At 47.3% G+C, this 25,647-nt stretch carries 15 protein-coding genes; 9 read left to right on the top strand and 6 right to left on the bottom strand.

The genetic code is table 11. The features are described 5' to 3' along the window. The first annotated feature begins 36 nt into the window (after window positions 1–36). The 4 genes from D9742_RS19175 (at window position 37) to D9742_RS19160 (ending at window position 10,373) form a co-directional block, all read left to right on the top strand. Window positions 37–252 carry a zinc ribbon domain-containing protein gene (locus D9742_RS19175; protein WP_000423500.1) on the top strand — a complete coding sequence of 72 codons (216 nt, stop codon included), beginning with the start codon at window positions 37–39 and terminating at the stop codon, window positions 250–252. Between the two features lie 209 nt (window positions 253–461). Further along, window positions 462–2,642: an intimin-like inverse autotransporter SinH gene (gene sinH / locus D9742_RS19170; protein ID WP_130237912.1), complete on the top strand. Its 2,181-nt coding sequence runs from the start codon at window positions 462–464 to the stop codon at window positions 2,640–2,642. A gap of 55 nt (window positions 2,643–2,697) precedes the next feature. Next, window positions 2,698–3,663, top strand: a complete 966-nt coding sequence (locus tag D9742_RS19165) for a SinI family autotransporter-associated protein (RefSeq protein WP_130237911.1) — start codon at window positions 2,698–2,700, stop codon at window positions 3,661–3,663. A gap of 290 nt (window positions 3,664–3,953) precedes the next feature. After that, the gene (locus tag D9742_RS19160) at window positions 3,954–10,373 is read left to right on the top strand and encodes a DUF823 domain-containing adhesin (RefSeq protein WP_130237910.1); all 6,420 of its coding nucleotides are present in this window, start codon (window positions 3,954–3,956) and stop codon (window positions 10,371–10,373) included. Window positions 10,374–10,441: 68 nt separating this feature from the next. On the opposite strand, the gene xseA is transcribed toward D9742_RS19160, so the two are convergent. Beyond that, window positions 10,442–11,818, bottom strand: a complete 1,377-nt coding sequence (gene xseA, locus D9742_RS19155) for an exodeoxyribonuclease VII large subunit (protein ID WP_130237909.1) — start codon at window positions 11,816–11,818, stop codon at window positions 10,442–10,444. A gap of 161 nt (window positions 11,819–11,979) precedes the next feature. On the opposite strand from xseA, the gene guaB reads away from it, so the two are divergent. Beyond that, a complete protein-coding gene (gene guaB, locus D9742_RS19150) occupies window positions 11,980–13,446 on the top strand; it encodes an IMP dehydrogenase (RefSeq protein WP_001296289.1) in 1,467 nt (488 codons plus the stop codon). A 68-nt stretch (window positions 13,447–13,514) separates the two neighbouring features. Next, window positions 13,515–15,092, top strand: coding sequence for a glutamine-hydrolyzing GMP synthase (gene guaA / locus D9742_RS19145; RefSeq protein ID WP_064526237.1), 1,578 nt, complete (start codon window positions 13,515–13,517; stop codon window positions 15,090–15,092). A 618-nt stretch (window positions 15,093–15,710) separates the two neighbouring features. Here the strand turns inward: guaA and D9742_RS19140 are convergent. Beyond that, window positions 15,711–16,817, bottom strand: a complete 1,107-nt coding sequence (locus D9742_RS19140; RefSeq protein WP_276319725.1) for an acyltransferase — start codon at window positions 16,815–16,817, stop codon at window positions 15,711–15,713. Between the two features lie 1,728 nt (window positions 16,818–18,545). Here D9742_RS19140 and D9742_RS19130 point away from each other — a divergent pair. Further along, on the top strand, window positions 18,546–19,685 hold the full coding sequence (locus D9742_RS19130) for an acyltransferase (protein ID WP_130237907.1): 1,140 nt from the start codon (window positions 18,546–18,548) through the stop codon (window positions 19,683–19,685). Window positions 19,686–19,886: 201 nt separating this feature from the next. Here D9742_RS19130 and D9742_RS19125 read toward each other — a convergent pair whose 3' ends face one another. The 3 genes from D9742_RS19125 to D9742_RS19110 form a co-directional block, all read right to left on the bottom strand. Beyond that, window positions 19,887–20,426 carry a DUF5384 family protein gene (locus tag D9742_RS19125; protein WP_130237906.1) on the bottom strand — a complete coding sequence of 180 codons (540 nt, stop codon included), beginning with the start codon at window positions 20,424–20,426 and terminating at the stop codon, window positions 19,887–19,889. A 15-nt stretch (window positions 20,427–20,441) separates the two neighbouring features. Then, window positions 20,442–20,960, bottom strand: coding sequence for a glycine zipper 2TM domain-containing protein (locus D9742_RS19120; protein ID WP_165382790.1), 519 nt, complete (start codon window positions 20,958–20,960; stop codon window positions 20,442–20,444). A gap of 312 nt (window positions 20,961–21,272) precedes the next feature. Further along, window positions 21,273–21,464, bottom strand: a complete 192-nt coding sequence (locus D9742_RS19110; protein WP_165382789.1) for a YfgG family protein — start codon at window positions 21,462–21,464, stop codon at window positions 21,273–21,275. 29 nt (window positions 21,465–21,493) lie between these two features. On the opposite strand from D9742_RS19110, the gene D9742_RS23185 reads away from it, so the two are divergent. Together D9742_RS23185 and D9742_RS19105 are read left to right on the top strand one after the other, a co-directional pair. Further along, the gene (locus tag D9742_RS23185) at window positions 21,494–21,634 is read left to right on the top strand and encodes a hypothetical protein (RefSeq protein ID WP_165382788.1); all 141 of its coding nucleotides are present in this window, start codon (window positions 21,494–21,496) and stop codon (window positions 21,632–21,634) included. Between the two features lie 181 nt (window positions 21,635–21,815). Continuing rightward, window positions 21,816–24,059 carry a sensor domain-containing phosphodiesterase gene (locus D9742_RS19105; protein ID WP_130237904.1) on the top strand — a complete coding sequence of 748 codons (2,244 nt, stop codon included), beginning with the start codon at window positions 21,816–21,818 and terminating at the stop codon, window positions 24,057–24,059. A 44-nt stretch (window positions 24,060–24,103) separates the two neighbouring features. On the opposite strand, the gene ppx is transcribed toward D9742_RS19105, so the two are convergent. Beyond that, entirely contained in the window at window positions 24,104–25,645 is a 1,542-nt protein-coding gene (ppx, locus tag D9742_RS19100; RefSeq protein WP_130237903.1) for an exopolyphosphatase, read from the bottom strand. Window positions 25,646–25,647: the final 2 nt, after the last annotated feature.

The following is a 25,647-nucleotide window of genomic DNA, read 5'->3' as shown; positions in this document are numbered from 1 at the left end:
TGGAGAGGGAAACCCATAAAAATGTGAGGATCATTTATGGAACTCAGCTGCCCAATCTGCCAAAACCCTCTCGAACGTAATGGCGAGGCTACTCACTGCGCAACGTGTAACAAAGATTTCATAGTCCAGGCTCTTTGTCCTGACTGCCACCAACCGTTGCAGGTATTAAAAGCGTGTGGTGCGGTGGATTATTTCTGCCAGCATGGTCACGGTTTAATTTCTAAAACCCGTATTGAATTTGTCATTGTTTAATATCACTGGAATATATGATTTCACATTATATATTCCTAATATAAATATTATAATCTCTTTCCTATTAGATTAACGACTAATTAAAAATGTGTAAAGTCACATTCTTATAATTTTAAGACTATATTTAGCACTTATGGCGTGCAGTTCCTGTGCTATCTGGAATACAATATTAGACATTATTTCAGAATTAAATTTTCACAGGGAAAAAGATGCTGCGATGGATTCGCTATATAACGCTAATCGTTATTTCTGGTGCTGCTTATGCGGCACCGGAGATAAATATTAAGCAAAGCGAATCTTCATTACCTGATCTGGCAAGCGAAACGGCTCAACAAGAAGAACAAAGTAACAAAGGCAAATCTTTCAAGGAACGTGGTGTCAATTACGTTACCGAGTCCGCCCAGCAGGGCTTCGAGAACCTGACTCCAGAAGCTCTTGAATCCCAGGCGAGAAGCTATCTGCAAGGGCAAATCACATCATCTGCACAGTCTTATATCGAAGGTGCGCTTTCTCCTTATGGTAAAGTTCGCTCTAACCTTTCCATCGGTCAGGGTGGCGATCTGGACGGCAGTTCAATCGACTATTTTGTCCCCTGGTATGACAATCAGAGCACAGTCTATTTCAGTCAGTTTTCTGCGCAACGAAAAGAAGAACGCACGATAGGTAATATAGGTTTAGGTGTAAGACATAATTTTGATAAATGGCTTCTGGGGGGGAATATATTTTATGATTATGATTTCACCCGCGGACATCGCCGTTTAGGTTTAGGAACAGAAGCCTGGACGGATTATTTAAAATTTTCTGGTAACTATTATCATCCGCTTTCAGAGTGGAAAGATTCAAAAGATTTTGATTTCTATTTAGAACGCCCCGCACGTGGCTGGGATGTCCGGGCGGAAGCCTGGCTTCCTTCTTATCCTCAGTTGGGGAGCAAAATTGTTTTCGAGCAATATTATGGTGACGAAGTGGCGCTCTTCGGCACCGATAATTTAGAAAAAGATCCCTATGCAGTGACGCTTGGCGTGAACTATCAACCCGTTCCGTTACTGACTGTCGGGACGGATTATAAAGCAGGTACCGGAGATAACAGTGATCTTAGCGTTAACGCCACGATTAACTATCAGTTCGGTGTTCCGCTAAAAGATCAACTGAATAGCGATAACGTCAAAGCAGCTCACTCGCTGATGGGCAGCCGCCATGACTTTGTTGAGCGCAATAATTTCATTGTTCTGGAATATAAAGAAAAAGATCCTCTCGACGTTACGTTGTGGCTGAAGGCTGACGCCACCAATGAACACCCGGATTGTGTCATCAAGGATACCCCCGAAGCTGCGGTAGGACTGGAAAAATGTAAGTGGACAATCAATGCGCTAATCAATCATCACTATAAGATTGTCGTCGCCTCTTGGCAGGCGAAAAACAACGCTGCGCGTACTCTGGTGATGCCGGTTATCAAAGAAAATACCCTCACGGAAGGGAACAACAACCACTGGAATCTGGTGCTGCCAGCCTGGCAGTACAGCTCTGATCCCGCCGAACAGGAAAAACTCAATACCTGGCGCGTGCGTCTGGCGCTGGAAGATGAAAAAGGCAACCGGCAAAACTCCGGCGTGGTGGAAATCACCGTTCAGCAGGATCGCAAAATTGAACTGATCGTCAACAACATTGCGGATGTGCCGGATGAAAACAATCACAGTCATGAAGCCAGCGCTCAGGCGGATGGCGTCGATGGCGTGGTGATGGATCTCGATGTTACCGATAGCTTTGGTGATGACACTGACCGTAACGGTAATGCGCTGCCGGAAGATGGCCTGAGTCCGCAGCTTTACGATGCTCAGGATAAAAAAGTCACCCTCACCAATAAACCCTGCTCGACCGATAACCCGTGCGTCTTTATCGCGAAGCAAGATAAAGAGAAAGGAATCGTCACCCTCTCCAGTACTTTGCCCGGCACCTTCCGCTGGAAAGCAAAGGCCGCGCCGTATGACGATAGTAACTATGTCGATGTGACTTTCCTCGGGGCGGGGGGCAATGACGTTAATGCCTTTATCTACCGTGTATCTGCGACTAAACCTGTCAACCTTATTGATAACGACAAAGAACATTTGCCGGTGGATAACGCCTACCGTTTTGTCTTATGGCGTGATGCCAACAAAGATGGCGTTTTCCAGCAGTCGGAAAAACTGACGGAAGAAGAAATGGCGCAATACGACTACCAGTGGGAATTTACCGGACACAGCGTCAATGGCTACACCGGTGCGCAATCGAATACCAGTAATGAAGATATTGTCATCCCTGCCACTAACGAGGAAGCGGTACAGAAATTTGGTGCCCAAAAAGAGGATGGCGTGCAGGGGTATGGATTACGTGTGGTTTACAGCAAGCACTAGATCGGCGTAATGGCCGATCGGCCAGCCGCTGGAAATTAATCAAGGAGAGAGTTGAATGAAACACTATTTAAAGCGACCGATGACTAAAGTCGCGCTGGCGCTGGCTTTAGCGGGATACTGCGCAGTGCCTGCTGCTATGGCAGAAGGGCAGGGCAACCTTAGGGCGGGTCAGTGGCAATCAGAGACAGAAACTACCGGAACGATTCAGGGTACAGTGCCGTGGATCACTCGTAGCGCGACGGAAATCACCGATGCTGATAAATCTCATGTGTCCATTACCGTTGATCGTGGCGGACGTTCTGCTTCAACCGATGGCGAGAAGCAATTTCATATTGGTGACAAGTTAACTGCAAACTGGGCCATTGGCGATACCCAGGGCGACCTTGACGACAACAACACTGCAACCAAAGCGACGTTGCAATGGATGAGCTATAGCAACCAGGCGGGGGGCGATCCGAAAGAGATCGGTACAACGGGCAGTGACACCTATACCATTGCCGCAGCGGATGCCGATCGCTACATCGGTTTGAAAATTACCCCGACCACCACGACCGGTGATCCTAACGTTGCAGAACAACTGATCCTGTTAGACCTCTCCACCAACGCGGGCGGTGGTTCTGACAGCGATGATATTCCGGAAGGTCCGGTATTTGACGATGCGGTTAAAGTTGTCATTCATGAGCAGGGTGTTAACACAAACCTGCTGGGCAAAGAAACCAAACTCAAAACCAATACCACCTATCAGGTCATGCTGTGGAAAGATAAAAACAACAACGGCTCCTACGATACGGGTGAAGAAGTTACCAACGATTACAACTACCGCTGGCGCTTTACCGGTACCAGCCTGCAACTGCATACCAACGGCGGGATTGTCAACCCGAGCTACAACAACAGCGACCTGGTTATCCCGGTTACCAACGCCGAAGCGAAAACTGCGTTCGACTACAGCGAAGGTGGCCTCACCCTTGGCGCGGATGGTGTTCAGGGCTACGGTTTGTCCATCGATTACCAGAGAAAATAATCTTTACCAGCACCATTCCCCCAAGGGAATGGTCAGATTGATGACAAAGGCAAAACTGCCTGATGCGCTTCGCTTATCAGGCCTACATGGTTCCTGCAATGTATTGAATTTGCACAATTTTGTAGGTCGGATAAGGCATCAACGCTGCATCCGGCATGAATAACGCGCACTTTGTCAGCAATCTGGTCATTTCAGCAAGGGAATGGTGCTTCTCCGCACACTTTGCTTAGCCAGCGTTAAGCAAAGTGGGTTGAAGTGAAAAAGTAACTTTAAACGGGCAGGTTTCAATCATGGATGGGACTTTGAAACTGATAAAAGCAATAACGGCGGTTTTTCTGCTCTTCCTCTCTTTTCAGGTTGGGGCAGTATTAAAAGGTGGCCAGTGGCAACAAACTGGCATCTCGACCGACGCAATCAATGGCACTGTGCCTGGGGCAGAGAGCGCCAGCGTACCCGTTTATCAGGGAAGCGTTCAGCTTGATCCGAGCAAAACCTACGACATTCAGGCATCTGTAAAACCCAGCGCATTCAGTGTTGATGACACAGCGGCGAGAATGATTCTGGTTAACCCTCACGATCCTGAAGGCGATCTTTTTTCTAATCCCCCCGTGCTAGGCTGGCAAAACCAGACGCCTCCTGCTGTATCTCTTGTGTGGGCGGATGCCGCGACGCCAGATACGCCGCTCAGCCCACAACCACGCCCGGACCGCTCTTTCTGCGCGCAGAATCTGGCAGGGCGTTCTTTGGTGGCGTGGCCGCGAATCAATGAGCAGGAAGCGCTACCTTTACTCTACCTCTACACGTTAACTGGGGTGCCTAATCAGGGGACGGTGCCGTTGGCTGAACATAAAGTGACGCTGAATATTGCTCCCGCCCAGGGAGACCTGGTGACAATTAGCGCCAGTGGCTATGACGATACGTTACAAGCGGCAAAGACTACTGTCGACGGTTCAATCACCTTAACCGTAACCACCAAAGATTGTGAAGGTAATATTGCGGGCAATATCCCTTTTGTTATCAAACGAAAAGATGCTGAAAACCGCCAGGGCGTGGTCAATAACACCTCACCTGTCAAACTTGGCACCACCGAACTCACCACCACAGCAACAGAGTATCACGGCACAACCGATGCTAATGGTACGGCTACCGTCACGGTGATACAGCCCAATGGTCCTGGTGTCAAAACGCCGCTGGTGGTCAGCCTTTCTGGCATCTCACAAACCAGTGAAACGGCGGTGATATTTACTGTACTCACCAGCCCGGATGCCCCGCAGGCCAATATGTGGGGCCATATGGCGGAAACCCTGACGGCCATGAATTACACCTTTAGTCGTCCGAAATTGGCGGCGGAAGTTGATAACGAAGATGGCAGCGTGAATGATCACGGTGAAACCTGGTCGACCTTCACCTGGAGTGGCGCAGATAACCACTGCGATATTTTGCCAGGCATGCGCCAGTTTGGCGCGCTGGCTACGGTGATCCCTAACTCTATTCAGGAGACCGCCGGTTGGCCGATGCAGGGTGATTATTACTGGTCATCTCTGGCAGGAAGTACCGGGCAGCACCACGCGGCTGATGTGTCTAACCGCAGCGAAGCGCAAAAACCAGACAGTACAAAGTATATCGTGAGCTGTGTGGATAAAGCAGAACCCGATGTTGAGCCAGAGTTGGTGCTCACGCCCAGTAACTTTGATGAAAGTATAAATGCCGCGAAGGCAGAGGTCGGTGACAGCACTACGATGCGCCTGTCCATTACCGATAAAAAAAATAACAATCAGCCGCTGGCTTATTACTACTTCTCGCTGCATCTCGATGACGGCGTTAACCGCAAAAATCAAACCGACCCGGCGTGGGAAGCGCATCCGGTACAAATTTCCGGCGGCACCAACCTGCAAAAGGTAGATGATCATAATTATGAGGGAATGACCGACGTCAATGGTCAGGCAACTCTGCTGCTGACGCAGCCTGAAGGCGCAGGCGTTAAAACGCATATTACGGCGAAAATGCGCAGTAATTTCAATGCGGAAGATGCCAAAGATGTGGTCTTTACGGTGGTGACCAGTCCGGACAGCGAATATGCGCGGATGTGGGGCCACATGCACGGCATTATTGATGCTGGCAGTTTATATAAACGACCGCTGCTGGCGGCTGAAACCACGCATGAAATAGGCACAGTACGGGAAAATAACGAAGACTGGGCGTTATTCGATCAAAATACCAGTATGCAGGAAGAATGCGGCACGGGGCATATACCGCGTGAGATCTCACTGGAAAGTCTGTATTCGGCTTACCCTGGCAATATCATCGGGACTGAGTATGGCTGGCCAACCGCAGTAAAGGACTATTTAACTGCCGCGGAGCAGACAACACATTCATCGGTAAACCTCGGAACAGGGAACGTCGACAGTTATAGCGGTTTTAAACAAAACTATCTCTCGTGCTCTGGTAATGAGATGGTGGCGAAGGTTGAAGTGACAACCGATCGTGATACTACCTCGGGCAGCCTGGCACGGGCGAAAGTCGGTGAACAAATCACCATGACGGTGCGCACGGTTAATGCCCTGAATGGCGAGCGGGTACCGTTCACGGCTTTTACTATTACCAAAGATATCAGTCTTGACCGTGAAGAAAGCGCAACCGGGTTTACCGATCCCAGTAACGGCGCAATAACCCTGAATGGGACGCAGTACGGTACCTCACAATCCTCAATGGTTTACTCCGGTATTACAGACGCACAGGGGCAGGCAACCGTAGTTGTTGAGCAGCCACAAGGCGTTGGCTTAAGAACGCGACTTGTTGTCACGCCTCCTAATTCAGTTTTGCCGAACACTATTAACTATTATGTGATCTTTACCGTTCCCACCAGCCCGGATGTGATGGGAGCGAGAATGTGGGGGCACATGGACGACACGATAACCGTTGACTCCACGACCTTTAATCGCCCGAAATTATTGTTGGAAGTGAGTAATGGCAAAGACTCGCGTGAGGAAAATAACGAAAAATGGGTGATCGTCGCACAGGCCGATATCGAAAACACGTCGGCGGGCGGGTGTGAAACCCGGAAAGTACCGCGTCAAACACAACTGACTGCGTTGTACAATGCGAACAGTAATAACAGGATCCTAACCAATCACGGCTGGCCTACGGTATTTAAAGAGTACTGGAGCAGCACACCGATTGATAGAGTCCCGCACCTTGCCTCAGTTTGGCTGAATAATGGCAATGTTCAGAATACAGGCAATGATCGGGTATATATGAGTTGCCTGAGGGACGCCAACCCAGCAGCCAGCACCATTACGCTGGAGGTCGTGGATCAGGCACAGTGGAATAGCGCGCTTAATGCGGCAAAACTGAAAAAAGGCGAAACGTTACGAGTGAAAGTCACGGTGAAAGACGCTGCGGGTAACCCAATGCCGGCAATGCCGTTTACCCTTAAGCGTGGCGATGGTTATACCCGAAATAATGAAAAACATGTCGCCGGTAGTGACAATATTGTCTCACCAGTAGTGGTTGATGCAGGTATGTCTGATGAAGCGTCACTGAATGACTCTGCCACCGCATACGCCGCGTTAACAGACGCTGATGGCAGCAAAATTCTGACCATCACTCGTCCGGATACCCATGGCACTAAAACAGCGCTCACTGCAGCGCTCTATTCTGATCCAACGATAAATGCATCGATGGACACCATTTTTACTGTACCCACCAGCCCGGATACTGACAAGGCGAAGATGTGGGGTCACATGCCGGAAACACTGACTGCGGGCGGGCTGACCTTTAAGCGTCCATTACTGTTTGCCGAGCTTGCGGTGACCAACAAGCGTAAGTCCCAGGACGAGGATAACGAAACGTGGGCACTGTTTACCTCGGCACAAGCAGGTGATGCCAGTAAGAATGGCTGCGGTGCGGAATACATCCCTACTCAGGATGCGCTGGTCGCCCTTTCCAGCAGTTGGCAGGGCCATGCCATTGATGGCTGGCCAGTGCAAAAAACATACGACTCCAGCACCCCGGATAAAAACAGTATCAGTGATCGTAAATATATGTCCGTGGATATTAGCAAAGGCACCAGCAAAAGCCTTGCATCGGCAGACCTGGGGTATTTAACCTGTCAGACTACCGCGAATCCGCCGGTGAACTCGATTGAGCTGACATCAACGCAAACCGCGAAATATGACAATGTTGATGCGGTGAAAGTACGAACCGATTACAGCGATACCGGAGATACCATCACCCTGACGGTGACCACGAAAGATGCTGCGGGCAATCCGATGGGGTATGTGCCGTTTACGTTAAACCACGGCACCACAGTACCGCGTACGAAGAGTACGGCTAATACACAGAAGATCACCAATCAGACAAAACTCATTTATGTTCGGGATAGCTACAATAACTCCAACGGTTATTTTAATGATGGTCAGAAGTTCTACAGCATGACCGGGCCTGACGGCACGTTAACGTTTACCATTTATCAAAATTATCAGGGGATTGGCGGGCGTATTCCATTGACGGCGACCATTGATGACGGCAGTGGAAGAACCTCAACTGAGTTGAGTGCGATTTTTACCACCATTACCAGCCCGGATACGCCGTTAGCTAATTTCTGGGGCCATATGCCGGAAACCTTTACCAGCAGCGCGGGCGTCAAGTTCAGGCGACCACAGTTGAAGGCCGAGTTGTCCGGGACCGCGTCCTTTAACATCAACAATGAAGACTGGGCGCGACCAGATGCAACGAACAAAGCGAACAGTTCGATCTCAGGCTGCACTTCGCCTTATCAACCCTTCAGTAGCGAGCTAATGGGGCTTTACAACGACCATCCAAATGGTGCGCTGGAAACTGATTTGGGGCTGCCTCTTAACGCAGGTAATTACTGGTGGGCGTACGATCAAACTGTTTCAAGTTCAACATGGTATAACCAGGTGCTTAATCTGATGGACGGTGCTATCCGCAACGAAAGTACCACATCGACGGCGGGCAATTTAATGCTCTGCCTGGTTGACCCGCACACTGAGGCAACGAAGATTGAGTTGACCTCTACGTTGCTGAATGCGGACAAAACAGGCATCAACGACAACCGTCCGACCGCATGGGCGAAGAAGGGCGAATCAATACCGTTAACCATCAAGGTCACGGATGATGCGGGCAGACCTGCCGCCTATGAAAGCGTCACGTTGTCGCGTGCGACAGCACAAGTGCGCACGCCGAGTGATTTCAAAAGCTCGACAGCAGATGATCTGCTGCTACAGTTCCTGACGCCGGTTGCGCAAGCCAATTACAACTTTGCGGCAGATAACGCCAGTTGGAACGGGGTTACGGACGGTAATGGCATCATCACGTTAACCGCTACGCAGGATAACACCTGGGGGCTGGTAACACCGTTTACGGCGACGCTTGCGCGCAAAACAGCGGTGAAGTCAGATCTCGACCTGATGTATACCGTAGTAACAAGCCCGGATACGTCAAAAGCCAACTTCTGGGGACATATGCCAGAAACGGTAAGCTCAGCAGACGGAACGCAGTTTGAGCGGATGAAACTGTGGGCCGAAATGGGGGCAACCAGCGGTGGCGGTTATTCGCTCACTAAAGTGAATATAAATAATGAAAGCTGGCCTGCGCCATATATTACCCAGCGATATTTGCCGGAGCTTACCCCTTGTGAAACCGCACGATATCCATCGTTGGATGAGCTTCAATCTTTATACAACCGCTATCCGAATGGCTCTATCGTCAATGAGATTGGCTGGCCGGTGAAACAGAATAGCTATGTGTGGTGGACAAATGCAGATTGTCCTGCGGGCGCGAATTCTTGTGAATCATTTGACTTCAATACAGGTCAAATTGTTACTGTATCTAAAAGCCGCGCCTTCCAGGCGTGCCTGGTGCACCCTCACTCAACGGTTTCTACCGTCACCCTGACGTCAACGGCATTTGACTCCACCGCTCAGGCGGCGAAAGTGAAGAAGGGCGAGGCAATGCCAGTCACCGTGACGGTGAAAGACAGCGCCGGGAAACCTGTGCCAAATGTGGCGTTTACTCTGCGACGTGGTGATGCCTCTCCGCGTAATAGTGGGGCGACGCTATATGGCGATGTGGCGGCTATGGATGATATTACCATCCAGCCATCATCGGGGGCGGCTACCCTATTGGCGGTTAGTGGGAACGAGATCAGTGGCGTGACGGGGGCAGACGGCACGGCAAACTTTACTGTTCGTCAGGACAATACGCCGGGTTATAAAACGCCGCTGACGGTAACGCTGGATAAATACCCAACAGTGACTGCAATGATGGACACTATTTTCACCGTATTGACCAGCCCAAATGTATCTTCTGCTCACTTCTGGGGGCATATGGCAGACACGGCAGTGGTGAATGGAAAAACATTACATCGACCGATACTGACAACTGAATTACCGTCCGGGGCCAATCCCGTATCCTCACCGATTATTAACTACGAAAACTGGGCTTCTGCGCATATTACTGATGCCAGCAAATGGGATATCTCGAAGCAGTGTGGAAATATAGAAAATGCGCCGACATACAATGAGTTAGAGACATTGTATGCTGTGTTTAATTCGCTGGGATGGCCAGCTTCGCCAAGTTTCCCTTACTTGTCCTCTCAACGGTGTGGGATGGACGAGAGCACTGGCACAGAGGATTGTAGTATCACGTTAGCCAATAAACCTGGTCTGGTTACTTGTTTCCAGTGACGAGGGGAGCGCATTTGGCGTAGCCTGGGCGCTATTGCCTAATGCGATGCTGGCGCCTCTTTTCCGGCCTACGTGTTAGCGGCTTTTTTGCGCGGTTTGCGGGTTTTCGTTACGGCGCTGACTTCACTAATCACCACGCCATCACCTAACCGCGTGGTCAGCGAATCGCCCGCTTTCACCTGCTTAACCTGCTTCAACACTGTGCCATCGGTTGTACTGGTGACACTATAACCACGCGCCAGCGTCGAAAGAGGGCTAACTGCTTCCAGGTGCGTTACTGCATTACCGAAACGTTCACGCGTGGCGCTAAGCTGTGCTCGCAGGGTTTCTGCCAGACGATATTCCAATTGCTGAATGCGCGTTTGTGCGCGATGAATCTTCGGTTGTGGGTTTTGCTGATTCAGCCGCTGTGTTAATCGCTGCTGCTGTTGCCCGGCACGCTTAAGCTGATTTTCCAGCGCAAAGCTCATTCGTTTTTGCAGACGCTCTAGCATGGTTTGCTGGCGTGCCAGCCGGAGCTGTGGATGCTGCTGCTGTAATCGGTGATAAATCTGCGTAAAGCGACGCGTGCGGTTGGCGAGATAATAATCCATCGCCATCTCCAACCGTTGACGGGCCGATTGCACCTGGCGCAGTAACTCTTGTTGATTACGGCTCACCACTTCGGCGGCAGCCGACGGTGTCGGTGCGCGCAGGTCAGCGACAAAATCGGCGATGGTGACATCGGTTTCATGCCCGACAGCGCTGACCACCGGAATACGGCTGGCAAAAATCGCCCGCGCCACGCGTTCGTCGTTAAAACTCCACAAATCTTCCAGCGAACCGCCGCCGCGCCCGACGATTAACACGTCGCACTCGTTGCGCTGATTCGCAAGTTCAATGGCGCGAACGATTTGCCCTGGCGCGTCATCGCCCTGAACGGCTGTGGGATAGATAATCACTGGCAAAGACGGATCGCGACGCTTTAACACATGCAAAATATCATGCAGCGCGGCACCGGTTTTCGAGGTGATTACACCTACACAGTACGCGGGGGAGGGGAGCGATTTTTTGAATTGCTGGTCGAATAGCCCTTCCGCCTGCAACTTCGCTTTGAGCTGTTCGTACTTCTGTTGCAGCAAGCCTTCGCCGGCTGGCTGCATACTTTCGACGATAATCTGATAGTCGCCGCGCGGCTCGTAGAGCGTAATATTGGCGCGAACTAAAACCTGTTGCCCATGCTGTGGGCGGAAGGTGACCCGGCGGTTGCTGTTGCGGAACATCGCGCAGCGCACCTGGGCGGTGTCGTCTTTAAGCGTAAAGTACCAGTGCCCGGAAGATGGCTGGCTAAAGTTAGAGATTTCGCCGCTGATCCACACTTGCCCCATCTCCTGCTCAAGCAGCAAACGGACGGTCTGATTCAGGCGACTAACCGTAAAAATTGCGGGGGATTGAGATGGTAACATGTGAGCGAGATCAAATTCTAAATCAGCAGGTTATTCAATCGATAGTAACGTGCTGGCCGGGGAGCGCAAGCATTATTTGCAAAAAGGGGTAGATGCAATCGGTTACGCTCTGTATAATGCCGCGGCAATATTTATTAACCACTCTGGTCGAGATATTGCCCATGCTACGTATCGCTAAAGAAGCTCTGACGTTTGACGACGTTCTCCTCGTTCCTGCTCATTCTACCGTTCTGCCGAATACTGCTGACCTCAGCACCCAGCTGACGAAAACTATTCGTCTGAATATCCCTATGCTTTCCGCAGCAATGGATACCGTAACGGAAGCGCGCCTGGCTATTGCTCTGGCTCAGGAAGGCGGTATCGGCTTTATCCACAAAAACATGTCCATTGAACGCCAGGCTGAAGAAGTTCGCCGTGTGAAAAAACACGAATCTGGCGTGGTGACTGACCCGCAGACTGTTCTGCCAACCACGACGCTGCGCGAAGTGAAAGAATTGACGGAACGTAACGGCTTTGCGGGCTATCCGGTCGTTACCGAAGAAAACGAACTGGTCGGCATCATCACTGGTCGTGACGTGCGTTTTGTGACCGACCTGAGCCAGCCGGTTAGCGTTTACATGACACCGAAAGAGCGTCTGGTCACCGTGCGTGAAGGCGAAGCCCGTGAAGTGGTGCTGGCAAAAATGCACGAAAAACGCGTTGAAAAAGCGCTGGTGGTTGATGACGAATTCCACCTGATCGGCATGATCACCGTGAAAGACTTCCAGAAAGCAGAACGTAAACCAAACGCCTGTAAAGACGAACAAGGTCGTCTGCGTGTTGGCGCAGCGGTTGGTGCGGGTGCTGGTAACGAAGAACGTGTTGATGCGCTGGTTGCCGCAGGCGTTGACGTTCTGCTGATCGACTCCTCTCACGGTCATTCTGAAGGCGTTCTACAACGTATTCGTGAAACCCGTGCTAAATATCCGGATCTGCAAATCATCGGCGGCAACGTGGCAACAGCCGCGGGTGCACGCGCTCTGGCAGAAGCCGGTTGCAGCGCGGTTAAAGTCGGTATCGGCCCTGGCTCTATCTGTACGACTCGTATCGTGACTGGCGTAGGTGTTCCGCAGATCACCGCCGTTGCTGACGCAGTAGAAGCCCTGGAAGGCACCGGCATTCCGGTTATCGCTGACGGTGGTATCCGTTTCTCTGGCGATATCGCCAAAGCTATCGCCGCTGGCGCAAGCGCGGTGATGGTCGGCTCCATGCTGGCGGGTACTGAAGAATCCCCGGGTGAAATCGAACTCTACCAGGGCCGTTCTTACAAATCTTACCGTGGGATGGGTTCCCTGGGCGCGATGTCTAAAGGCTCTTCTGACCGTTACTTCCAGAGCGACAACGCTGCCGACAAACTGGTGCCGGAAGGTATCGAAGGCCGCGTAGCCTACAAAGGTCGCCTGAAAGAGATCATTCACCAGCAGATGGGCGGCCTGCGCTCCTGTATGGGCCTGACCGGCTGTGGTACTATCGACGAACTGCGTACTAAAGCGGAGTTTGTACGTATCAGCGGTGCGGGCATTCAGGAAAGCCACGTTCACGACGTGACCATCACCAAAGAGTCCCCGAACTACCGTCTGGGCTCCTGATTTTCTTCGCCCGACTTCATGTCGGGCGATTTATATTATCTGTTTCACTTGCCTCGGAATAAGCGTCAATGACGGAAAACATTCATAAGCATCGCATCCTCATTCTGGACTTCGGTTCTCAGTACACTCAACTGGTTGCGCGCCGCGTGCGTGAGTTGGGCGTCTATTGTGAACTGTGGGCGTGGGATGTGACAGAAGCACAAATTCGTGACTTCAACCCAAGCGGCATTATTCTTTCCGGCGGCCCGGAAAGTACTACTGAAGAAAATAGCCCGCGCGCGCCGCAGTATGTTTTTGAAGCAGGCGTACCGGTATTCGGCGTTTGCTATGGCATGCAGACCATGGCGATGCAGTTGGGCGGTCACGTTGAAGCCTCCAACGAACGTGAATTTGGTTATGCGCAGGTTGAAGTTGTTAACGACAGCGCCCTGGTTCGCGGTATCGAAGATGCTCTGACCGCAGACGGTAAACCGCTGCTCGACGTCTGGATGAGCCACGGCGATAAAGTTACTGCTATCCCGTCCGACTTCATCACTGTTGCCAGCACCGAAAACTGCCCGTTTGCCATTATGGCCAACGAAGAAAAACGCTTCTACGGCGTGCAGTTCCACCCGGAAGTCACCCACACCCGCCAGGGCATGCGTATGCTGGAGCGTTTTGTACTGGATATCTGCCAGTGTGAAGCTCTGTGGACGCCGGCAAAAATTATCGACGACGCTGTAGCCCGCATTCGCGAGCAGGTAGGCGATGATAAAGTAATTCTCGGCCTCTCTGGTGGCGTGGATTCTTCCGTAACCGCAATGCTGCTGCACCGCGCTATCGGCAAAAACCTGACCTGCGTATTCGTCGACAATGGCCTGCTGCGTCTCAACGAAGCAGAGCAGGTTCTGGATATGTTTGGCGATCACTTTGGCCTGAACATTGTTCACGTACCGGCAGAAGATCGCTTTCTGTCAGCACTGGCTGGTGAAAACGATCCTGAAGCAAAACGTAAAATCATCGGTCGCGTCTTCGTAGAAGTATTCGACGAAGAAGCGCTGAAACTGGAAGACGTGAAGTGGCTGGCACAGGGCACCATCTACCCTGACGTTATCGAATCAGCTGCTTCTGCAACCGGTAAAGCACACGTCATCAAATCTCACCATAACGTGGGCGGCCTGCCGAAAGAGATGAAGATGGGCCTGGTAGAACCGCTGAAAGAGCTGTTCAAAGACGAAGTGCGTAAGATTGGTCTGGAGCTGGGCCTACCGTACGACATGCTGTACCGTCACCCGTTCCCGGGACCGGGCCTCGGCGTTCGTGTACTGGGCGAAGTGAAGAAAGAGTACTGTGACTTGCTGCGCCGTGCTGATGCCATCTTCATTGAAGAGCTGCGTAAAGCGGATTTGTACGACAAAGTCAGCCAGGCGTTCACTGTCTTCCTGCCGGTACGTTCTGTTGGCGTAATGGGCGATGGTCGTAAATACGACTGGGTTGTCTCTCTGCGTGCTGTCGAAACCATCGACTTCATGACCGCACACTGGGCGCACCTGCCGTATGACTTCCTCGGCCGCGTTTCCAACCGTATTATCAATGAAGTGAACGGTATTTCCCGCGTGGTGTATGACATCAGCGGCAAGCCGCCAGCGACTATTGAGTGGGAGTGATTAACTGCTAGTTCGTAGCTAATCATACAATTATTTAATTTCATCATTAGCCCTCTGTTTTACAGGGGGCTTTTGTTTATATGTATTTATATCTATTCATTCTATTTCACTTTTTTGCCGATATTGGTGATGGCATTAAAAAGATTTGAGATTCTGAAGTATTTACGGTAAAGGTTCGGAGGATTATCTTTAGCATAAAATACCATGCTAATTACTGCAGGCGTAAGTTTTTTATCCGGCAGCTGAGATCAAATCTTCATCGATTGCAATGTTCAAGCCAAGTGACCACTCGCTTCAGTCTGAAGACATCGGTGTGTGTTTCCAGTCTATGGATAATGTCGGAGCTATGACCACGATGAAACTGACACGAAACTCGTACTGTATTCTCTGGCTTGCACAAATGAATGAATAATACTCTTCTACATCAGAAAGTTGTGTTCCATATTCATCCGCTCCAAACACTGAATTTTAGGATGTTGGTGAGTGGGCATAAATAGTAACCCTGCGTCAGGCCAGCCAAAGGTTTGGACATGTAACATAGCTGGCGAGCCAGGTATATATGGTTATCTATCAGAAGGATATTTCTAAAAAAACAGAAAATTTGGCACAGAAATACCACTAAACTGTCACTCCAGATTCTACTGTCTTTTTCTTTCCAGTTATGAAGTCTGATGCTATTTTCCCATAATTCTGAGATGGTATCTCAAAATACAGATGAATAAAATAAGACAATGATATAGTAAGAGTTATTTGAATTAATAAAGCAATATATTCGTTTAATCCTGCATTAATCATATACCACATTGTCACGTATCCAAAAAGTGCGTGAACCACATACATTGGATAGCTTATTTTAGCAAAAAATGATGTCACTATACTACCAGTGAAGTTATCTCTTCCAATATAGCATGACACAAATACTAAGAATGCGATTAGATATCCTAATTTTGCGTCAGAAGGGCAAATGTATATAAATGAAGCTAGTGATAACCAGATCCACATTATAGCTTTGTTCTTGCTTATTGCGCCTGAATATAATAAGTATAAATTAGTTCCTATTGTCATAAAAAGTATGAACTGGAAACAATATAAAATGCTGTGAGGGAACATGAAATATATTGGGGTTTGTACGCCATAGTAGTAACCAGTTAAAGCACCGAGTATAGCGACGACTGTTAGATATTGTTTTCCTTTAACCGTTGCATAGGCGAATACAGCAGAAAGAAGATAGAACTTAATCTCAATTTCAAGCGTCCAGCCTACTCCATCTAAAGGCATTCCGCCAATCCAATCCCTGAAAAGAGTCAAATGATAAATGACATCATGTATGTTGTAGGCATCTTTTAATTCTGAACCATGAAATGACAGCCACCTGAACAGTAATGATATAGTAAAACCGATTATATATACTGGCCATATTCTTAAAACCCTGGAAACTATGAAGGCAAGTATTCCATATCGCTGAGTGGTTAATTTTGTTAGGGATAATGGTATAACAAAACCGCTTACTAAAAAAAACAGAGCTACACCAAATGCTCCGTAACTGAAACCTGGCATTCCAAAACCTAACAGACCAGAAGCAAAATCAAACACACCGCCTTCTATTTTTGGCAGGCCACCATAACCTCCAGAAAATGCATTAAATGATATTATATAATGAGCCAGCATAACAACCATGCTGGCAACGCCTCGTAACGTGTTAACAAACTCGATTTTTTTGCTCAATTTTTGCCCGCCTCATCTTTAATATTCGAAAAAAATGATTGCTCGCCGCCGTAAACGATGAGGATCCCCACTTCACTGAGCTGAATATAAATAGCAACAATACTATTAATAGATTACAGGCTCTCTATGGACTAACACTGCTAGCCCGGCAACTTTGATATTCCGTGCCGCATTCGTGGTTTGTCTCACATTCCGGACAGTGCCATTTACACACGCCAGGAGGCTTTGTTTTGCAGTGGATATACCAGTAACTAGAGCGTTTTGAGGACGGGGAAATTGCTCTATGGCTGCAACTGAATATCCCGCCCATTCGTTTTTGTATCGGCACTGATACTAAAGCTCGCCCCATCCCGCGTATGCTCTCGCTCTGGACAGCGACGGGTTGCGTATCGTGTTCCTCATTTTTAGAGAGTTGACTCAAACAACCTGATTTTCGTTGCAGGATTTCTTGCGTAGAACATCCATCAAGCACTTGGCTATTTTCGCCTTGAGATGGACCACCTTTAAGCGGGTTCTGGTAACGTGTTTTCATCATTAGTCTTTCTGGCTCAACCGGCGCTGGAGTCGTGACATGAGTGCCGTGTATTTAGCTTTAAGGCGGGTATTGCTTTGTTTTAACCCGGTATTGGTGACGAACAAATCTTTTAAACCAATATCAATGCCCACCGTGGAAATGTTAATCTGCAATGATGTAGGTTCAAATTCGCAAAGGCAGAACAAGAAATATCGTTAGGTAGCATCTTTGCCGGTCGCGAACGAGAATGGTGCAGATGGCAAATTACAGCTCCAGCGTAAGTCTGGCGGCGTTTTGCTTTTTGCCATGTGCTGCTTTCCTTTGACGTATTAAACGTGGCATAGGTGAACGTAGGTACCTGTTTATGGAGTCGATTTTTGAGTGTTGGGTATTTGGTACACCCAGCGAAAAAGTGTGATGAACAGGATTGTTGGTAAGGCATAGCTTGCTGCACCGGTATGTTGGAAAATGTTTAGCCACCAAAATTCTGGCTCTTTTTATAATGCTGTAAATCGGGCGTTGGCTTGCTTATAGCCGTTCTTATTCTAACGTTAATAATATGCCTCATCCCGCCAGCGAAAATTCTGTTATAAAAAAGCGCGCAATAAAACCTTAGCTAGAAACTCGACCTGATTGGCTGTTGGATAAAATCTGTGTTTGTATGCGCATTTTATATGTCGTACAAAATACACTGAAAAATGTAAGTAATATTGATGATGGTCAAGTAATGTTACGCAATTACCGCAATTTATATCACCGTCCTGAAATTTGGGATTTTTCGGATGAGCTAATAATCTATATTGTAACGTTAATTATCTTAATTAATGTATTAAACATCTCATTGAAGGTTTATCGGTTGCTGTATTTTATCGAAGAAATAATGGTTGTTGCCAATGTTAATATTAGGTGATGATAGATTGGAAGTGTGTTAATTATGGTAATCTCTCCATGTGCGTCATTGGCAGCATGCAACAATATTTAAAGCAAAATTAAAACAATTTATTTACCATTTTTACGTCAGTTTGAATTAAGGATAAAAATAGAGTTATAAATAGTAATCTATCAGTTAGTCTAGTTCGTAGACATATAACGTATTCCGTGATAATGGACTGTAAGATTTAACTCGCAAGGGAAAATTTAAAATATATTTTAATTGAAAAGGTTCACTAAATTTGATAAGGTTTGAAAAAATCATCAGCAAGTAAATTTTTGACATGGAAAGGAAAGTAAATAAGTTAGACTCAATTCAAGTTCTTAGGGGAATTGCAGTGCTATTAGTTATTGCATTCCATTTTAGAGTATATTTAAACGGAGTGTATGCCCAAAAGGATTTAGGGGATATCATGTTTAGGATCGGAGAAGTAGGTGTTGACATTTTTTTTGTCATAAGTGGATTTATAATAACCTATTCCTCAATCAATAAAGATAGAAACAAACCATTGGAGTTTGCAATAAAACGTTTTTTTAGATTGTATCCTGTGTATTTCATAGTGTTGACTTTAGTTATATCCCTGAATTATGAAACAATATATACAATATCACAGATAATAAAAAGCTATATGCTCATACCTATAGATTATAATTTTATTGGTCCTTGGTCAGGTTATAGTATAATAATACCAGCATGGACTTTAACTTATGAGATTTGGTTTTATACTGTATTTTGTGTTTCATTATGCATAAGCCACAAATACAGGACTATAATTGCTTCGTCTATATTAATAACTATTTGTATGTTGAGCCAAGTGTACTTCCATGGAAATGTTTTTTTAAACCCCATTGCGCAACCACCATTTGGGGATGGAATTATTCGCAATCTAGTATTTGTTTCTAACCCCATAAGTTATGATTTTATATTGGGGATGGTTGTGGCAGAGGCGTACATTAATGTGCCTTTTGATTTTTTAGATAAAATGCCTGTTATTCAATTTCTTAATATTACTGCTCTGTTTGCCCTCCTTCTTCTATGCCTTGGTTTAAAAACTGGTCCTGGAATTGTGGCGTGGGGGGGGTATTCATTTATGATTGTTGCTCCTCTGGTTCTTATTTCTAAATGCAGAAATGTATATTGTAATAAGGCGCTAACTTATGTTGGTGAAATATCCTATTCACTTTACATTAATCATATGGTTGTTTATACCCTGGCTGTTGTATACCTTAAGCCCTATGGGATATTGGATAGCAAGGGTTTTGGGGTTTTTCTTGCTTTGGTCTGCGCAACCTTCATAGTATCTATTATATCGTATAATTTTATTGAGAAACCTTTTGTAGCAATCGGACATGCGATTGCTCGAAAAATTCAAAATAAACCATATATTTTGCCAGTCAAAATCGAACCAATAAGTAAATTCTGATAACACAGAAAAGACAAATTAACTTGTTAGAAAACAACTATATTGGAAACGCCTCGAATCGTTTTGGTAAACTCGATTTTTTGAACATCTCTGACCTGTTCACATAATGTTGTTGGAGTCCAACTTTTTGGGGTAGTGCATCCTTTGGCATTAAAAAACCCATAACTCTCACGAATCATGGGCTTTGTGGTAGAAAGACGATTAATTAAACCAACCGTCCGATTTATTCTCTTCTGCTTTACCCACGCTTTTCATCAAATCGCGGCCGCCTTCTGTCACATTTCTGTTAGCGTCAGCTTCAGATTGCACGACATCAGTTTGCGCGGCTTTGTGCTTCAGCTCCTGATCGATAAATTCGTTCTCTCGCTTAACGCGGGCTTCTTCTTTCGCCAGCGCCAGCTTTTGTTTCTGAATCTCTAAGCTGCGCAGCTCATCTTCATAACTTTGATCGCGTTTTTTATCCGCAGTGGCTTCGGCGTCCAGTTTATCCTGGCGAGCTTTCTTATCCGCTGCTGCTGCCGCCGCTCTTTTATTGGCGGCGGCCTGAGCGTTTGCGCGACGCTGTTTCTCTTGCTGAATTTCCCTGTTGCGCTCTGCTACCCATTCGTCATGCTGTCTTTGTTCTTCATTTTTACCTTGCTGTTCAGCTTCTGCGACAGCTGAAAGTTGATCCTGTAATGAAGAGGCGAAAGCCGAGCTACTAACAGCGGCTAAGACGGCGCAAAGAAAAACTTTCTTCATGACTCCTCCTGATTACTAGCTCTTTTCAGGACATTTGGTGTTTGGCTGAATACGCGTTTCGTTATACGTCGTGGTAATAACGACAGCTAAACCCGTCGTAAACTGGCATTCTTTACCCACCTGGGTGGAGGTATACACTTTGGTGCCTTCCTTATAAGTTAAAGAAACACCTTCCACTAAGGTTTTATCATTCACCATAGAACCCGCTGCTGCGCCTACAGCTCCGCCGCCAACTGCACCTGCCGTCGTTCCGGAATTACTGCCAGACCCGACGTTGTGGCCGATAACGCCGCCAGCGACTGCGCCAATAAGCGCGCCGAAGGCTTGTGCGTTCCGCTTATTTTGGGAGTTGTCTACGGCAACTTTTGCGGGAAGAATGGAAATGATATTAACGGTTTTGGTTTCTTGTTTGGTATTCAGTTGATCAGTTTGATAAACATCGGCGGCATGATCGTCAGCATTTGATTGGCATCCTGCCAACATGAATGACGCTAAAATTGCCACAGGCAGAAGACATTTTTTAAATTTCATCACTATTCCTTGTTATAGACTTTACGAAAAACAAGACATTTAAGATCATCGAAAGAGGAAAGTAAATGTATAGACTATGGAAGAATAGATTAAATTTATTTAAATTCATCAAATAAATAAAATTGCACGCACGCATAATAAAAAAATATATATTATATCTAATATACATTGCGTCTTATTGCAGAATGATTCGAAATCAGGACAAATATGTAAAAATTTAGATAAATAAATGCCTGCCGCTTTGATAACAACAAAGAGCAACCGTATCGGACAGCATTGAGCCGTCTTGTTCAGTAAAGGTGATGAAGGTAACCGCTAGCGTTGTACCGGAGATTCGATAGAGAGTGTGGATTGCTGAGCTTCTTTTTTGCTCTGATGATGCTGCCAGGCGCCAACGGAGGAGTAGATAAAGCGGCCAAAGAAGAAGAGAAAGCTGATAAGCAATACGATACGAGTCATGCGACTGTTAAATCGGTGTCGTTTTCGCATACTGGTTGGCTGACTCACAAAAGGGTTCCTCAAGGTATGTCCATGCCATGGACGGTACTTACATTAAGGCATACCTGGGCGCAATGGTCAATTGTTCATTATGTAAAAAAGCGTCAGCTGATACATATTTTAATGTTATGGAAGTTAATTTAATTATTTACAGTGATGATGTGATAATGACGAGTTAACATTATAAACGTAATAATTCATTAATCAGGGTAATTTTGTTTGATATATATCAATTGGAACTTTCATATGACAATTAGAATCAATGTTCCTTAATAGCGATGAATAATCATCCATCGAAGTCAGGTGGGATGCCTGTCTGAATACACCCTTTCAGGATGTAAGGGGTTCTGCTGAGCATCTATGAAACTGAATGCAACTTATATAAATATACGTGATAAATGGTGGGGGCTTCCGCTGTTCCTGCCGTCTATAATCTTGCCCGTTTTCGCCCATATAAATACTTACGCACATATTTCTTCTGGTGAAGTTTTTCTCTTTTATCTGCCGCTAGCGCTGATGATCAGCATGATGATGTTTTTTAGCTGGGCAGCATTACCAGGTATTGCTTTAGGGATTTTTGTTCGCAAGTATGCCGAACTTGGTTTTTATGAAACGATCTCGTTAACGGTTAATTTCATTATCATTATCATTCTTTGTTGGGGGGGCTATAGGGTGTTTACCCCCCGGCGTAACAACGTTTCACATGGTGATACCCGCTTAATTTCCCAGCGCATTTTTTGGCAGATTGTTTTCCCTGCAACGTTGTTTCTGGTGCTCTTCCAGTTTGCGGCGTTTGTAGGTTTACTGGCGAGCAGAACAAATCTGGTTGGTGTCATGCCCTTTAATCTGGGAACCTTAATCAATTACCAGGCCTTGTTGGTGGGTAATCTGATCGGCGTTCCGCTTTGCTACTTCATCATTCGTTCTGTACGAAATCCATTTTATTTGCGATGCTACTATTCTCAATTAAAACAACAGATTGACAGTAAAGTTACAAAAAAAGAGTTCGCGCTGTGGTTGCTTGCTCTGGGCGCATTGTTATTGCTGCTATGTATGCCTTTAAATGAAAAAAGCACAATTTTCAGCACCAACTATACCTTGTCGTTATTGCTGCCGCTGATGATGTGGGGAGCGATGCGTTATGGCTACAAGCTGATCTCGTTGCTCTGGGCAATTGTGCTGATGATAAGTATCCATAGCTACCAGAATTATATTCCCTTTTATCATGGGTATACCACTCAACTGACCATAACCTCCTCCAGTTATCTGGTATTTTCTTTTATCGTCAATTACATGGCTGTTCTGGCAACGCGTCAACGAGCGGTGACCAGACGCATTCAGCGGCTGGCTTACGTGGACCCGGTTGTTCACCTGCCGAATGTTCGTGCCTTGAATCGCGCGCTGCGTGATGCGCCCTGGTCGGCGCTATGTTATTTACGCATTCCCGGTATGGAAATGCTGGTAAAGAACTATGGCATCATGCTGCGTATCCAATACAAACAAAAGCTTTCACATTGGCTGGCATCTTTATTGGAACCCGGAGAAGACGTTTATCAGCTTTCTGGCAATGATCTCGCGCTGCGACTGAATACAGAGTCTCACCAGGAGCGCATTATCGCATTGGATAACCATCTTAAGCAGTTTCGTTTCTTTTGGGATGATATGCCATTGCAACCACAGATTGGCGTCAGCTATTGCTATGTCCGTTCGCCAGTGAATCATATTTATTTGCTGTTAGGCGAGCTAAGTACGGTTGCTGAACTCTCTATAGTGACTAATACCCCGGAAAATATGCAGCGTCGCGGGGCAATGTATCTGCAGCGAGAATTAAAAGACAAAGTGGCAATGATGAATCGGCTACAGCAGGCGCTTGAACACGACGATTTTTGCCTTATGGCCCAGCCAATTACTGGTGTGCGCGGCGATGTCTATCATGAAATCTTGCTGCGTATGCGAGGGGAGAATGATGAACTCATCAATCCTGATAATTTCTTGCCGGTTGCGCATGAATTTGGCTTATCGTCCAGTATCGACATGTGGGTCATCGAACATACATTGCAATTTATGGCGGAAAATAAAGAGAAAATGCCCGCCCAACGATTTGCGATTAATTTGTCGCCAACTTCAGTTTGTCAGGCCCGCTTTCCGGTTAAAATTAGTCAGTTATTAGCGAAATACCAAATAGAGGCGTGGCAGCTTATCTTTGAAGTCACCGAAAGTAATGCCCTTACCAACGTTAAGCAGGCACAGAACACGTTACAACATCTTCAGGAGTTAGGATGCCAGATTGCTATTGATGATTTCGGCACCGGATACGCAAGTTATGCACGGCTAAAAAATGTGAATGCCAATTTATTAAAAATTGATGGCAGCTTCATCCGTAATATTGCCTCGAATAGTCTGGATTACCAGATAGTGGCATCGATTTGTCATCTGGCACGAATGAAGAAAATGCAAGTGGTTGCGGAGTATGTTGAAAATGAAGAGATTCGCAACGCCGTGCACTCTTTGGGTATTGATTACCTGCAAGGCTTTTTGATTGGTGAACCGCAGCCGTTAATTGCGATTACGGCTGAAAGAGAACCTGTTCGAGAAAGCGCGTAATTCATTTGGGCCAACGCAACAAGTTGGCCCGTTTTCATTTCATATTAATCCGCGATTTCCGGCGTGCTTTCTTCTTCAATTTTTAACCGCCAGCCACTCACGCCTTCCCAGTATTCTTGCTCCTTTTCCAGATCAAGCAATACCAGCGCGTTCTGGCTAAACCAGTCATGTGGAAAACGCAACGTCCAGTGGCTGTCATCAGTAATCAGGGTCAATGTCGGCGGTGTCGTGGTTGCCTGACGTTGATTGTTAAGTAATACGCCAAGGCGCAACAGCTGAATTAATGGCAGGAACTGTTTTTTCTTAAACAGCGTAAAGCGCGGCAGATCGTCGAGCTTAATCGCTTTACGATGATAACGCACCAGCGTCGCCATCATCAGTTGTTGTTCCTGATTAAATCCAGGCAAGTCGCTATTTTGCAGGATATACGCCGAATGGCGATGAAGGCCGCTATGATTAATGCTTAATCCGACTTCATGCAGCATGGCGGCCCAGCGCAGTAATGCTTCCAGTTGTGGATGAGCCAGCTTCGGTTGCTGTTCCCGCCATTGTTCGTACATTTGCATGGTTGTGTCGAGCACCCGTCGGGCCTGTTCACTGTCAATGTGATACTGGTTGGCGAGGCTGCTGGCGGTGCGGCTACGCACATCCTGATGGCGGAAACGTCCTTCCATTTCATACAAAACGCCTTCACGCAGCGCCCCGTCAGAAAGCCGCAGTTCACGAATTGCTAAGGCATCAAATACACCACACAAAATAGCCAGACCAGGAACAAAAACCGTTTTCCGTTCTTCCGACAGGCCCGGCAAACTTAATGCCGAGAAGTTACGATGCCGTAAAACTTCTTTCACCAGTTTATCGAGGCGCTCTGGTGTGATGATTCCGTCTTTCTCGCCCATTTCCAGCAACACTTCATGGGCGGCTTTAATCGTGCCGGAAGCCCCCATCGCAACGTTCCAGCCCTGAATACGGAATTGCCAGGTTAATGTTTCCAGTTTTTGTGCCGCCGCCATACGTGCGCGCTGAAAATTCTCTTTATTGATGACCCCGCCCGGAAAATAAAGCTGGGCAAAGCTGACGCAACCCATCCGGCGGCTTTCGACGAGAATCGGTTCGAAATTTTCTCCTATTACCAGCTCCGTTGAGCCGCCGCCAATATCAATAACCAGTTTGCGACCTTTTTCCGGCTGGGTATGTTCCACACCCATAAAAATCAGACGAGCTTCTTCGTTACCGGAAATAATTTCAATCGGATAGGGGATAACCTTTTCGGCGCGTTTCAGAAAATCAGTGGCGTTCAGCGCCTGACGTAGCGTATGTGTCCCGACAATGCAGACACTAGAGGGAGAGAAACCTTGCAAGCGTTCGGCAAACAGTGACAGACAGCTTAAACCGCGAGTCATCGCCTCCTCACTCAACATATTATCTGGCCCCAGACCATCTGCCAGGTGTACCCGCTGTTTCAGGCGGCCAATAATCTGCATGGCGCCATCCACCACACGGGCAATAACCATGTGGAAACTGTTTGAACCAAGATCGACCGCAGCAAACTCCTGCGGGCGAGGGGATTTGTCGTGTATTGGCATAG

It is taken from the genome of Escherichia sp. E1V33 (assembly GCF_004211955.1).
In the GTDB taxonomy this organism is placed as follows: domain Bacteria; phylum Pseudomonadota; class Gammaproteobacteria; order Enterobacterales; family Enterobacteriaceae; genus Escherichia.
The sequence above is the reverse complement of the archived record's forward strand: the minus strand, read 5'-3'. Positions and strand labels throughout refer to the sequence as shown.